This window comes from Nostoc sp. (genome assembly GCF_036917615.1).
Classification (GTDB): domain Bacteria; phylum Cyanobacteriota; class Cyanobacteriia; order Cyanobacteriales; family Nostocaceae; genus Nostoc.
On sequence record NZ_JBALCZ010000068.1, the window covers coordinates 60,468 to 74,024 of the forward strand.

Here is a 13,557-nt window from a genome sequence, read left to right on the forward strand (position 1 = left end):
CAAACGATCAGATTGTGTTAGGGTTCCGATCTGAACAACTGCGGAAAGATTCAGAATTTGCGTAGTTTACCGCCGCAGGCATCGCATAACCAACGGTAGTTGAACTTCTGGATAACTGCCCATAGCATAGCGATCGCCATATTTTGTTTGTGTAATTGTCTACAAAACTTTTGACTGCTCAACCATAAGTATCTTAGTATTTTGCAGAATGGCGATTTATTTTAGCCAAAAGCAAGATGACAAATCTTTTGCAAACCGAACGTTTGATAATTCGCAATTGGATACCCGAACGCGATGCCGAGCAAGCCTTTGTAATTTATAATGACCCTGAAGTTACACACTTTCTCGGCAAAGCTTCTCGCGTCGCAAGCATTGAGTTACAGCGTCAGCGCTTGATTGAAGGTATCGAGCAAATGCACCAACGCAACAATGGTACTGGTTCTTGGGTAATTGTCGAAAAGGAAACTACAACAATTGTGGGAACTATTCTTCTGTTGCAATTGCCCGACAAAGATGGTTTACCCACTCTAGATTATGAGGTAGGCTGGCACTTGAGGCGAGCTTCTTGGGGTAAAGGGTATGCAACAGAAGCAGGACAAGTTATGCTCAACTACGGATTTAGTATCTTGGACTTGCCAGTGATTTATCCTGTAGTGAAGCCAGAAAATCATGCCTCAATCCGTGTAACAGAACGATTGGGTATGAAACCAGTGGAGCGGACAAACAAGTATTACGATATTGAACTACTCCTGTTTCAACTAGATGCACTTGAAGAGTGGAGGGAGAACAAGGGAGCAGTTCTTGAGCAGAGGGTAGGGGGGCAAAAAAGTGGAGTTCAAAGACTCATTCACGAGTATTAAAGACTCGTCGGCGAGTATTAAAGACTCATCGGCGAGTATCAAAGACTCGTCGGCGAGTATCAAAGACTCATCGGCGAGTATCAAAGACTCATCGGCGAGTATCAAAGACTCATTCACGAGTATCAAAGACTCATTCACGAGTATCAAAGACTCATTCACGAGTATTAAAGACTCATTTCCTATTCCCCATGCCCAATGCCCAATGCCCCATGCCCAATGCCCCATGCCCCATGCCCAATAACCAATAACTAATAACCAATAACTAATAACCAATGACTAATGAATAAAAAGTGGTTCCAAATTGGGATGGTGAGTATATTTCTTCTCTCACTTGCCTTACGGTTTTGGGGACTAGAGCGATTCAACACTCTAGTATTTGATGAAGTTTATTTTGCTAGATTCGGTAATAATTATCTCACGCATACGCCATTTTTTAATGCTCATCCGCCGCTGAGTCAATATATTATTGGTATCGGCATTTGGATTGGCAGTCATATTCCTTTTGGGCACGATACGGTAAATGGGCTGACAGGTTCTTTGCGATCGCCTTGGACTTATCGTTGGTTAAATGCCCTCACTGGCTCATTTATTCCTTTAGTTGTGGCTGCGATCGCTTATCAGTTGAGTTATCGCCGTAGCTTTGCAATGCTTGCAGGTTTGTTCACAGCTTGTGATGGCATCTTTCTGGTTGAGTCTCGTTATGCTTTAAGTAATATTTATATCGTCATCTTTGGTTTGTTAGGGCACTGGTTTTTATTATTAGCATTAGATAACCAAAATCGGCGACGTTCTTTTTGGTTAGTTTTTGCTGGCATTACTTTTGGTGCGTCAGTTGGTAGTAAGTGGAATGGTTTATGGTTCCTCTCAGGTGCTTATCTGATTTGGGTAACAGCTTGGATAATTCATTTAATCCATTCTTTTCCTAACCCCAAACTCTTTTTTACATCCCCCTCATTGAAGCAGGCAGAAGGCAGGAGTCTGGAGTCTGGAGTTAGTACTTATTCTCCCTCATCTCAGACACCACTACAAAACTTGACTCAGCTAAATATTTTTCAGATGCTGTTTTATCTAGGAATTATCCCAGCTTTTATCTATAGCATCATCTGGATTCCCCACCTTCAACTAGATAAAAGATATGGATTTATTGCAGTACATCAGCAAATTTTAAAGTTTCACTTACATTTAGGTGGCAATAGTCCCAATGTGCATCCTTACTGTGCTGCCTGGTATAAATGGCCTTTGATGACTCGACCAATGGCATATTATTATCAAACGGCTGAAAGTATCACCGATCCGTTACCTGTGATGGGCCCGCCTTTACCTGCCGGTGCTGGACAAGTTATTTATGATGTCCATGCAATGGGCAATCCATTTTTGTGGTGGTTCGGTGTTGCTGCCATGTTGTTTTTAGTAGGAATGCTGGTGTCACAAGTAGTAATTCCTTGGGTGAAGGAAAAGCGTTTTTCTGTGCCTGCAACTCTTAGTGTTGATACTTGGATTGCCTTGTATTTAGTTATAAATTATGCTGCTAACTTATTACCTTGGGTGAAAGTGACAAGGTGCGCTTTTATCTATCACTATATGTGTGCAGTGGTGTTTATATTTTTAGCGATCGCTTGGTTTGTTAATCAGTGTCTTCGCAGTTATTATCAACAACTCCGGGCGGTAGGTGTCACTATTACTTTTATCATTCTGGTTGCTTTTATTTTCTGGATGCCCGTTTATTTGGGTTTACCTCTCTCCCCTAATGGTTATAAGCTGCGAATGTGGTTTAACTCTTGGATTTAATTAAAGGGGCATTGTGCATTGGGTATGGAAAGAATAATCTCAGTACAGCATTTTATTAACGGGACTTAAACATTTTTAGGGTATAAACAAGCCTCAAACCATACAGGGCAAGGAAAATACACCAAAGGCTCAAAAATGCTTGAAACCCAGATATATCAAGAAACTAGGCAATCGATGTCAAAGTATCTCTGTATATACATTTGAGGCTTTTTTCTGGCTACTTTTTGTCTAAGTCCCATTAATTCGTAGCGCATTAAATTTAGCAAAACTCCGCGCTTCTTTGGGCTTTCTTTGCGTAGCCTTCAGCAAGCCGCTTTGCGTCTACCTCTGCGTTGAAAAAAGCTCCGATTTTACGCAAAGCAGTACTTAGCAATGTTATTAAGTATTCACTACCGAGCAGCATAGTTCAATACGGTGCTGTTATGCGTGGTCTATTCAATTGAAAACTGCTCTCAAAGGAATTTTCATCCGTGGTAACGGCGATTCTGCTATAACTTTTTTCTCTGCCCAAAAAAAATATCTTTACAAAAACTTTATTAAAATTCAGCGACTATTTTCGGAATTTATAAATAGGATTTGTAGCCTAGTTCTATACTACAAAAGTAATATACAAAACCTTGTTGTCAAAAATATCACTTATTAACATTAAATTTGTTGCATAAAATAAAAAACAAAACGTAATAAGTATTATAGCTACAAGGAAAAATTAGCTTTTGTATATCTCTACTTAGATGACATATAAGTGCCAAAGTATGCATCAATTACAATACATTCGTATGTCTAAAAAACTAGTTAATTGTACGTGTATGTCCGATTGCCAAACAAAAATTGAAACAAAATACACAAATGTGACAAATAGTAAGTACTTAACATCATTTCAGCGGAAATTACTGTTAGGAAGTTTGGAAAAAAGTTTACCTGAATCTTACCGACAGCGCATTGAAATCATGTTGTTGGCAGATGAGGGAAAAACCCAAAGGTCAATTTGTCAAATTTTGGGGTGTTGTCCAGCAACAGCGAGGCATTGGATGCACATAGCCCGGACGGGGATGGCGCACCAATGGCAGGATTGCCCCATTGGTCGCCCGAAAGCAATAAATGACCAGTATTTAGAACGTTTGAAAGAACTGGTTAGTAGTAGTCCCCGCGATCATGGCTATGCTTTTCGACGATGGACGGCTAACTGGCTTGGGAAACATCTGGTAAAAGAATTTGGGATTGAGGTGAGCGATCGCCATATCAAGCGACTACTCAAACAGCTGGGATTATCCACACTACCAAAACCTAACAATGCTGAACAAAACAGCACTGAACAGGCTCAAGGTTCCAAAATTTTGATTGCTGACCTCAAATCGGTGGCTATTCCAGATAATACCGAATTTTTACCTATTAACTTTGCAAATTTAGGAAAAGATTTAGACATTCATGGCGCAAGATATATCTGCTCAGTTAGTAACTCTGCAACAGTTCAACAATACTCTGGGTTATTCTCTTTCGACAGAGGAATTTCAACACTGTCTTCAACAAGTTAAATTTATCAACCCGAAAGTCGGCAAATTCTGGCAAGGAACTGATGTTGAATCAGGTATATATATTGCGATCGCTGGCAAAGTCAGGTTGCTCTCTAGCGCTGATGAGTTCATCACCACTTTGGAGGCGGGAGACTCATTTGGGGAATTTACCTTGTTTAAGGAGGATGATTTTAAACCTTATGCAGCAAGGGCTTCAGTAAACTTGCAACTGTGTTTTGTTCCAGGTGAGATGTTGTGGCCATTGATAGCTAAATATCCCCAAATTCGGGAGCATTTGTGGGCTAAGGCGCTATCTCGTAACTCTCAACAGGTGGACTCAGATAACCCCCCATCTGACTCCAAAAGGCACGATGAAACGAAGATTTTGTCAACGCCAGCAGTAGAGCTACGCGAGAAAAAGATTAGCAAAGCCTATTTTCCCAACTCCACGCAGCGAGTCGGGCATTTATTACAGCGTGTGATTCGGCGCTATCCGTTTTTTGCCCAACAGAGTGCATCGGATTGCGGTGCAGCTTGTTTAGTAATGGTGTCTCGCTATTGGGGGAAAAACTTTAGTGTAAATCGCCTGCGGGATATCGCCAATGTTGACCGCAATGGCTCGTCGCTGCGGGGGTTATCAGCGGCGGCGGAAAGTATTGGGTTTACCACACGACCTGTGAAAGCGAGTCTTGACCAATTGGCGAAGCAAAAATTGCCTGCGATCGCCCACTGGGAGGGCAAGCATTACATTGTTGTCTACGAAATTACGCCCAAACACGTTATTATAGCCGACCCCGCGATCGGGCAACGCAGCCTCAGCCACGCCGAATTTAAAGCCAACTGGACTGGCTACACATTGCTGCTGCAACCCACAGCTATGCTCAAGGATACCAAAGAGACTTCTACTCCCTTTTGGCAATTCTTTGAATTGATGAAGCCTCACTCTTTAGTGATGCTGGAAGTATTTGTCGCTTCCTTATTTATCCAGATATTTGGACTTGTGACTCCCTTATTCACCCAGTTAATTTTAGACCGAGTGGTGGTGCAGCGTTCTGAACTAACCTTAACGGCGGTGGGGTTAGGGTTACTGATTTTTAGTTTATTCCGTGTGGCGATGACAGGGTTGCGGCAATATCTGTTAGACCACACGGCGAATAAGCTCGATTTAGCACTGATTGTGGGATTTATTCGCCATACCCTGCGGCTACCCTTGAGTTACTTTGAGTCGCGTTATGTGGGGGATATTATCTCTCGTGTACAGGAAAACCGCAAAATTCAACGCTTCCTCTCCGGTGAGGCGTTGTCCATCCTGCTGGATTTAGTCACTGTCTTTATCTATTTAGGATTGATGTTTTGGTACAGCTGGAAAATGGCGTTGTTGGTGTTGGTGATTATACCGCCTTTTTTCCTGCTAGCATTGATTGCCACACCTTTTTTACAAAAGATTTCTAGAGAAATCTTTAATGCTGTTGCTAATGAAAGTAGTTATCTGATTGAAACCCTTTCTGGTGTGCGAACAGTTAAATCTACAGCCGTGGAACAGACAGTGCGTTGGCATTGGGAAGAGTTATTAAGTAAGGAAGTAAAAACTAACTTTTCTGGGCAAATTATTAGCAATCGCCTGCAAATATTCAGCAACACAATTGAAGCAGTGGTAACTACCGTTTTGCTGTGGTTTGGGGCGTACCAAGTGATTCACAACGAGTTAACCATTGGGCAACTGGTGGCATTTAATATGCTACTGGGAAATATTATCAGACCCTTTCAACGATTAACAGTTTTGTGGAATCAATTGCAAGAAGTGGTGATTGCGGTGGAACGCATTAATGATGTGTTAGATGCGGAACCAGAAGAGGATTTGCAGCACCAGGCGCGGCAATCTTTACCACCCATTCAAGGTAACATTCGCTTTGATAACGTGACATTTCGCTATCATCCTGAAGGCGATATCAATGTTTTGGAAAATCTCAGTTTTGAAGTACACAGCGGGCAAATGGTTGCCTTGGTGGGACGCAGTGGTTCGGGGAAAACCACGATTTCTAAGCTGGTTTTGGGGTTATATCCCCCCACAGATGGCAAAGTGTTGATTGATGGGCAGGATATTACCAGTCTTTCGTTGCGTTCTCTACGCGAGCAGGTTGGGGTAGTTGACCAAGATACCTTTTTGTTTGGCGGAACGATTCGGGAAAATATTAGTTTGGCACATCCTGGGGCAACTTTGGCAGAGATTATTGAGGCGGCGCGATTGGCGGGTGCTGATGAGTTTATTAAAAAGTTACCTATGGGTTATGAAACTCAGATTGGTGAAGGAGGGGGGATGTTGTCTGGAGGACAGCGACAAAGAATTGCGATCGCTAAGGCGTTGTTAGGCAATCCCAAGCTGTTGGTTTTGGATGAGGCAACTTCCCATCTAGATGCAGAATCAGAAAGGATTATTCAAACGAATTTAAACACAATTCTCAAGGACAGAACCACCTTAGTAATCGCCCATCGCCTTTCAACTGTGCGTCATGCAGATTTGATTTTGGTGCTGGATCGCGGCGTATTGATTGAGAGTGGGACTCACCGAGAGTTGATGGCGAAGCGGGGACATTATTTTTATCTCAATCATCAGCAGATGGATGTTGCGGGGTGAAAAAAGAAGATAAGCAGGAAGCTTTTGTTGTCTCCCCACTCCCAATACGGTTCGGATAAGACTTGATCCCCCCGCCTGCGGCGACCCCCTTAAAAAGGGAGTAAATAGGAGACAAAGCCCCCCTTTTTTAAGGGGGGTTGGGGGGATCTCCTCAAGCCAAACATATTAACCAAACCGTATTGTCCCCACTGCCAAAATCCAAAATCCAAAATTAATATCAGGAAAAATCATGCCAAACACATTAAATGGAAGGGTTGAAACCCAAATTTATGAGGTAGAACAGCCCCAGGAAGTTTTAAAGGAGCAAACACCAGCTATATCAACTGATGATTGGGCTTACGCAACCAAGGATTTACTTGATAGCTTGCCCCAGGTTTGGACAAGGGGATTGCTGTATTTTTTGGTGGTGTTTGTGTCGATCATTTTACCTTGGGCGATGCTATCTAAGGTGGATGAAACGGGTACGGCAAGAGGGCGACTTGAGCCAAAGGGAAAGACGGTTAGGCTGGATGCTGCTGTGGCAGGTACTGTTGCCGAAATTCGGGTAAAGGAAGGTGATTCGGTTAAAGTTGGACAGACTTTATTGGTGTTGGAATCGGAATTAGTTAAGGCGGACTTGCGGCAGGCACAGGAGAAGTTAGAAGGACAATTAAATCGACTTTCTCAGTTAAATTCATCTAAAAGTCAGTTAGTTGTATCTTTGACAACTCAAGAGCAACAGAATCAATCTCAACAGTTAGAAAAGCAGGCTCAAATTGACCAAGCACGACAAAATATGAATGCTCTGAGGAATTCTTATGACTTACAAAAAGATGAAAAATTAGCTCAAGTCAATCAGGCACGGCAAACTCTTGAGCATAGTCAAACAGCTAATAAGTTAGTAAACAGTAGTTTGGCAAGTACCGAGCGAGAAGTTGAACGCTATCGCAGTCTTTGGCAGTCAGGGGTTGTTCCAGAAATTAATGTTGTCCAGAAGCAAGATATAGCTAAAGATAAGCAACAGTTATACGAACAAAATCAGTCAGATATTCAGCAGGCTAAATTACGTTTGATAGAACAACAGAGTAGTTATGAGCGGACTATTCGGCAAGCAAATGCAGATATTGAGCAGGCACAGTTACGACTGAAAGAACAGGAAAGGAGTTATCAGACCTTAACTCGTTCCAGCAAGCTAGCTCTGCTAAAAATTGACGAACAACAGAAGGATTTGGAGACAGAAATTACTACGCTTCAGGCAGAGATTGCTCAGAGTAAGAGTCAGATTGTCTCGTTAAAATTTCAGTTAGGACAACGAGAGTTAAGAGCTACCGTGAATGGTAGAGTGTTTCAGTTACCGATACAACGCGCTGGGTCTGTAGTGCAGCCTGGAGGAATGATTGCGGAGATTGCACCCCAAGGTTCGCCTTTAATAATTCGGGCGCAAATGGCGACAACTGAGAGTGGTTCTTTGCAAAATGGGTTGCCAGTCAAGTTAAAGTTTGATGCTTATCCATTTCAGGATTATGGCGTGGTGGAAGGAGAATTATTAGAGATTTCTCCTACTACCATAGAGGTGGAAACATCTAATGGAAAGGTAGCAGCTTATGATTTGGAAATTGCCCTCAAACAAAATTGTATTCTCTCGGCTAATAAATGTATTGTTTTGCATCCTGGGGATACGGCGACAGCTGAGGTAATTGTGCGCCAGCGTCGGATTATTGATTTTCTGCTTGACCCGTTTAAGCAATTGCAGCAGGGTGGAGTGAAATTGTAGGGGTATCATGGTACTTATACATTCTTAAACCTAACTACTTAACTTCCTTACTTGTAAGGAGGTTAGAAGCAGAAAGCTCCCCTCTCAGCGAAAAACATTTAATGTCGTCTATTTACTTAGGAGAAACATCATGTCACAAACTATCACTATTACCAAAGAAGATATTCTTTCTCAAGTCAAACTATCTTGCAAAATTCCTGAGTTTGTTGAGGGGATTGTTACGCGCAAGGTTATTGAAAATGCCGCAGCCGAGGCAGGTATAAAAGTAGAGACTGAGGAATTGCAAAAAGCAGCAGACCAAATGCGATTAATAAACAAACTTATTAGTGCTGATCATACCTGGGCATGGTTGGAAAAACATAGTCTTTCTATAGATGATTATGAAGAAATTGTCTACAGCACCGTCATTTCTGATAAGTTAGCTACTCATCTGTTTGCAGATAAAGTTGAACCCTATTTCTTTGAAAATCAACTAGATTATGCTGGCGTGGTCATGTATGAGGTTGTTCTAGATGAAGAAGACTTGGCGATAGAACTCTTATATGCCATTCGGGAAGGCGAGATGAGTTTTTATGATGTTGCTCACAAATATATCCAGGATACGGAATTACGCCGAAAATGCGGATATCAAGGGATGGTACGCCGAAAAGATTTGAAACCGGAAATTTCTGCTGCTATTTTTGCTGTTAAGCCGCCACAGCTTCTCAAACCCATTATAACTTCTAAAGGGGCGCATCTAATTTTAGTGGAGGAAATTATTAAACCAGAATTGGATACAAAGCTGCGCTATCAAATTTTATTAACTTTATTTTTTGAATGGATAAAACAGCAAATTCAGCAACTTAAAGTAGCGAAAAACCTGGATTTAAATTTGCTCATAGCTTGAGTTTTAATAATAAAAAGAGGAGAAAAAAATATTTTTTTCTCCTCTTATTTATTATCCAGTTTAATGTAGAATACCAGCAGCCACAACTTTAGTGGGGAACTGCCAAACTATCTGCTACACCTTGCAAGTCAAGCCAGACAACATAAAAAGCGAATGTGAGAGAACCAGATTTGGTTATAGAAATCTTGCTTGGATCGATGGGGAGCGAAGCAAGGTTGAGGGTCAAAATGAAGCAACAATATTTGACGATGAAAGCGGGTTGAGTTTGATATGATATTCTTGGTTATTTGTGTAGTAACTTCAGTCTCACATTGGACTCGACCATTTTTCTGCAAATTCTTGTTTTTACTGACTTCCATCTACTTCTCAGACAGCCTTCCAACTAGGTAGCCAGCTAGAAAAATACCTGCACCGACACAATATGCTGAACTAACAGCCAAAATAGGAGTCATACCACCGTGAGTTAAATCAAGATCAGCATCTGTTAGCTCACTGAAAAAACTCTCAGAATCATGAAAGAGATCAATACCAGCAGGACGTAGCTCAGAGATTATAATACTAGCCATTTTGAAATTTACTCCTAAGTCAATTTGTGTTGGTTGGGATTAGACTTTTAATTGCCTCCTCCATTACCATAATCTGTTATATAATCGATGATTTCAATCTTTTAATCACTAGACTAGGGACAAAAAGAATGCAGTTATATGTTTGTTTAGTATCAAATTTAATACGCTATTTTCCGGGAAATAAAAAAATTATATTTATTTGGATAAAACAGCTTATTTTTGATGACGTATATAAAATATTTATGACCTTTTTCCTTTTTCACTGCTTGCTTCATTTCTACAAATTAGAAAAACCAATAGAAAATCAGCCCAAGAATCCTCTTAGACTGAACAATAAAAATTTAGAGTTATTTCATTCTGGCAATAGGAGCAGACCCCATGCTATTCGCTACAATCTGTCTCACTCAGGTCAGATGTGCGGTCAACTGCGCGATCGCTTTCCACAGCCTCTACAAAGTTGGCATCTAAACTTTAGGCTGATCAACAGATATTAAATGGTTCCATTGCCAAAAATGCGTAGGCAAAGCCCGTCGTAGACATCGCATCAATTGTGTAAACTCAATGAGTCTGATATACTCATATTATATTTACCCAACTAATTTTTAGTTATGAGGTAACATGACCACGCCGATATCATCTAATCCAGAAACGGTAGAAACCAAGCGACAGAATTTCAACATTACTCCAGAACAAGAAGCAAAGCTCAACTGGCTACGTGATGCGATCGCAGCTTCTGATACCAAAGAAACAATCCTGCGTTCCATCGATTTAATGGTCACTCTCAAGCGCCAGATGCGTCCAGGCACTCAACTGTTTCTCCACACAAGAGAAGGGCAAGTCCGCCTACTTATCCCTGAACTTGAATCTCCCCAAACAGGTGACTGCCTGTATCTGGTGGAACGTCCTCACCCTTGGCGGCGGCAACTTTATATCAAAGGGCGAAAACTACTTGCCTCGACTGTGTGGCAGGATATGATTGCTAACCAGATGTCAATAGAAGAGGCAGCAGACAATTGGAATCTTCCCCTTGCTGTGATCGAGGAAGCTATTTGCTATTGCGAAAGTCATCAAGAACTTCTGAAACTTGAAGCAGAAGAGGAGCGTTACCGCCTCGAAGAACAAGGAGTTTCCCTTTAGCCTAAAACTACGGAACTACTAATAAATATCTTTTGAATTGGCATTGACATAAGGGCGCTGCAAGTCAATCCCCAAACGAGAAAATTGCCCAAGAATAGTCTGCATTCTTACCTCTGGCGAATCATCCCCTTGCTGCCAAGCTTCTAGTAACCCATTCGCTACAATCTGACAGCGGTTCATTCCAAAGCTTTCCTGAACACCAAACTTTTGATCTGGTTCTTCTGCTAACCCTAACCCTGGTGCTAACTGCATAGTGAATAGCGGCATCTCCGGCTGAAAATGCGATTGGTTTTCTGCATAGACAGCCTCAAGGACTTGCCGGACAGCTTCATAGTTGGCTTTTTCAAAATACAGTACCCCTGAATCGTAACGCTTGTAGTCATCTGGGTTATACAGCACCTTAAAGTGGAAGAAAATGGGAATGGCATTCAGCCGCCGCGTCAGGCTACTCATCACTCCTACCGCACCTTCTGGGCTGAAATTAAAGTATACCCGTACCAGATTTTTCTGACTTTCAGATGCGACATTGCTAACTGCCACGTAAAAGCCATTTTGCACCAGATTCTTCGGCATCCGAATAGCGACAGAATTACCTACCACAGCTGCCACTTCAGTAGGTTGAAGATGCTTATTTCGTTGAATATGCAGCCTCAAACCGCCTTTAGTCACGGCTAAACTGCGATCGCTTTCTTCTCTCAAAACAAACCAACCATGGTCAAAGTAGCCGTCTCCAAAATTACTTTCATGCAATCGCTTATAAAACCCCACATCTACCCCTAAAACAGTATTATTCTCCAAATCTAAGGGCAAACCATTTCCTTCCCCATCTAGTGCCAGCGTACTTTGCATAGAACCGTTGTAATAGATACCGTAAAGAAAACTCCGCAATTGTAGACTCAGATATTTCTGTTGCATCTGGGTTGGCATCTTCTGAAAACGTTCAACTGCCTCAGATGGTAATTCCAAAGGTTTGTAATCTGGATGGTGGATCGAGAAATCAGATTTTATCTCAATTTTCCGAACAATATCTTGCAGAACATCCAGTAATTGCCTAGTGAAACCAGTCTCTAGCTGAGTTTGAGGAGAATTTAATAATTGCATAACTACTTTATTAATAACAAAATAATTTAAACAGCAGAACTACTCAGGTGATTTAACTCAACAGCAGCAGCACCAAAAATTGTTGGCATCGATTGTACAGGACGGCTTAATAACGTCTTAGCAACCTGAAGCATAGCAATCCCCATATTGCCAAAAGATTTTTGATATTGAATCATCGCCTGAATCTGTTGAATTAAAGCAAAACCGATAAATTGCACCACCTGCTGCAAGAAATCAGGGCGGTGTTCTAAAATTTCTGGAAAAATGTTTAAATAAGCTTGGGTTAATGTAGCAATTGAAGGCTGAAGTAGTTCTAAAGGTGTTATTGCCAAGCGTAGAGACTCTTCAATACTCAAAGAATTACTGATAACCAAGCTACCCAGCCAGATTTGTACATAGCTAGCAATAAGTGTTCCCAAATCAAAAGCTGGATCTCCCCAAGCCGAACGTTCCCAATCAATTAGCCGTACAATATTATTAGTGGAATCCTGCCAATCTTTGTACAGGAGAATATTATTTAGTTTTAAATCATTGTGGGTAAGACAAGAGGGCGTTACAGCATTACCCAATTGGGCGATCGCCTGCCCCAAACTATCATAACGTTGATATAGAGCAAAAAACTTTAACCCATCGCCAGGAACTAAACCAAAAATTTCCGGTTCAACCCGTTCTAATCTCTGAACTAAATGTGATACTTGATCAGCCATGAAATTATCTGAATTTTTAGAAAATAATTCCTGATATTCTTGGCGGTTGAAAGTATTACGATGGATAGTCCCTAAAATATTACCAATAGCTATAGCGATTTCTGTAGAAAAGCTTTTTTCCTTGGTGTAGAAATCCATTAAATCCCGATAATCATCCAGATATCTGAAAACAATAATGGAATTTTCTCTATCAAAATGCAGTACCTCTGGTAAAAATGAGTGGTAGTTGCCAAGATGTGGGAATCGTTGTAAAAACTCTTGAATTCGCCACTCACTTAAAAATTCACCAGCCGCTTTCCCTTCCTGATTGTGCCGCTCTTGCTTAACAAGAAGCTTGCGATCGCCTGACAAAGTAACTAATAAATTAAAGTTTTTAGCTGCAACTGGTTCTATCTTAATAGGTGGTTGCTCGGATTGATTACATAACTCCTGTTCAACTAAATAATCGACAACATTATGAGAGTTTAAGAGAAATGTCATAACTTTTTTATTTATAAACCAATTTTGATGTATAGAAAACTGTGGTAGTTAAGTTCCTAGCACAGGCTGTTTTTGCAAGGATTCTTAAAACTAGTACCGCACATTGGAAATAAACCATCCATTCCAAATTAAT

General features: G+C 41.2%; 11 protein-coding genes. 7 read left to right on the forward strand and 4 right to left on the reverse strand.

The genetic code is table 11. From position 1 onward, the window contains the following. Positions 1-50 precede the first annotated feature (50 nt). Positions 51-182 (reverse strand): hypothetical protein, encoded by a 132-nt coding sequence (locus V7K85_RS23695; protein WP_334817105.1) that lies wholly within the window; start codon positions 180-182, stop codon positions 51-53. A gap of 54 nt (positions 183-236) precedes the next feature. Here V7K85_RS23695 and V7K85_RS23700 point away from each other — a divergent pair, with 54 nt between their 5' ends. From V7K85_RS23700 to V7K85_RS23725, 6 genes are all read left to right on the forward strand, one after another. After that, on the forward strand, positions 237-860 hold the full coding sequence (locus tag V7K85_RS23700) for a GNAT family N-acetyltransferase (protein ID WP_334817107.1): 624 nt from the start codon (positions 237-239) through the stop codon (positions 858-860). Positions 861-1,139: 279 nt separating this feature from the next. Continuing rightward, a complete protein-coding gene (locus V7K85_RS23705) occupies positions 1,140-2,648 on the forward strand; it encodes a dolichyl-phosphate-mannose--protein mannosyltransferase (RefSeq protein WP_334817109.1) in 1,509 nt (502 codons plus the stop codon). Positions 2,649-3,496: 848 nt separating this feature from the next. Further along, on the forward strand, positions 3,497-4,180 hold the full coding sequence (locus tag V7K85_RS23710) for a helix-turn-helix domain-containing protein (protein WP_334817111.1): 684 nt from the start codon (positions 3,497-3,499) through the stop codon (positions 4,178-4,180). After that, the gene (locus V7K85_RS23715; protein ID WP_334817113.1) at positions 4,074-6,794 is read left to right on the forward strand and encodes a peptidase domain-containing ABC transporter; all 2,721 of its coding nucleotides are present in this window, start codon (positions 4,074-4,076) and stop codon (positions 6,792-6,794) included. The genes V7K85_RS23710 and V7K85_RS23715 overlap by 107 nt, the downstream gene beginning before the upstream one ends. 229 nt (positions 6,795-7,023) lie before the next feature. After that, positions 7,024-8,547, forward strand: coding sequence for an HlyD family efflux transporter periplasmic adaptor subunit (locus V7K85_RS23720; protein ID WP_334817115.1), 1,524 nt, complete (start codon positions 7,024-7,026; stop codon positions 8,545-8,547). 130 nt (positions 8,548-8,677) lie between these two features. Next, the gene (locus V7K85_RS23725; RefSeq protein ID WP_334817117.1) at positions 8,678-9,433 is read left to right on the forward strand and encodes a peptidylprolyl isomerase; all 756 of its coding nucleotides are present in this window, start codon (positions 8,678-8,680) and stop codon (positions 9,431-9,433) included. A gap of 359 nt (positions 9,434-9,792) precedes the next feature. On the opposite strand, the gene V7K85_RS23730 is transcribed toward V7K85_RS23725, so the two are convergent. Further along, complete coding sequence (locus V7K85_RS23730) at positions 9,793-9,999, reverse strand: hypothetical protein (protein ID WP_334817119.1); 207 nt, start codon at positions 9,997-9,999, stop codon at positions 9,793-9,795. A gap of 618 nt (positions 10,000-10,617) precedes the next feature. Between V7K85_RS23730 and V7K85_RS23735 the strand changes: the two genes are divergently transcribed. Next, a complete protein-coding gene (locus V7K85_RS23735; protein WP_334817121.1) occupies positions 10,618-11,136 on the forward strand; it encodes a hypothetical protein in 519 nt (172 codons plus the stop codon). A gap of 18 nt (positions 11,137-11,154) precedes the next feature. Here the strand turns inward: V7K85_RS23735 and V7K85_RS23740 are convergent, their stop codons facing one another. Together V7K85_RS23740 and V7K85_RS23745 are read right to left on the reverse strand one after the other, a co-directional pair. Then, positions 11,155-12,237 (reverse strand): T3SS effector HopA1 family protein, encoded by a 1,083-nt coding sequence (locus V7K85_RS23740; RefSeq protein WP_334817123.1) that lies wholly within the window; start codon positions 12,235-12,237, stop codon positions 11,155-11,157. A gap of 26 nt (positions 12,238-12,263) precedes the next feature. Beyond that, a complete protein-coding gene (locus V7K85_RS23745) occupies positions 12,264-13,424 on the reverse strand; it encodes a phosphotransferase family protein (protein ID WP_334817125.1) in 1,161 nt (386 codons plus the stop codon). Between the last annotated feature and the right edge of the window lie 133 nt (positions 13,425-13,557).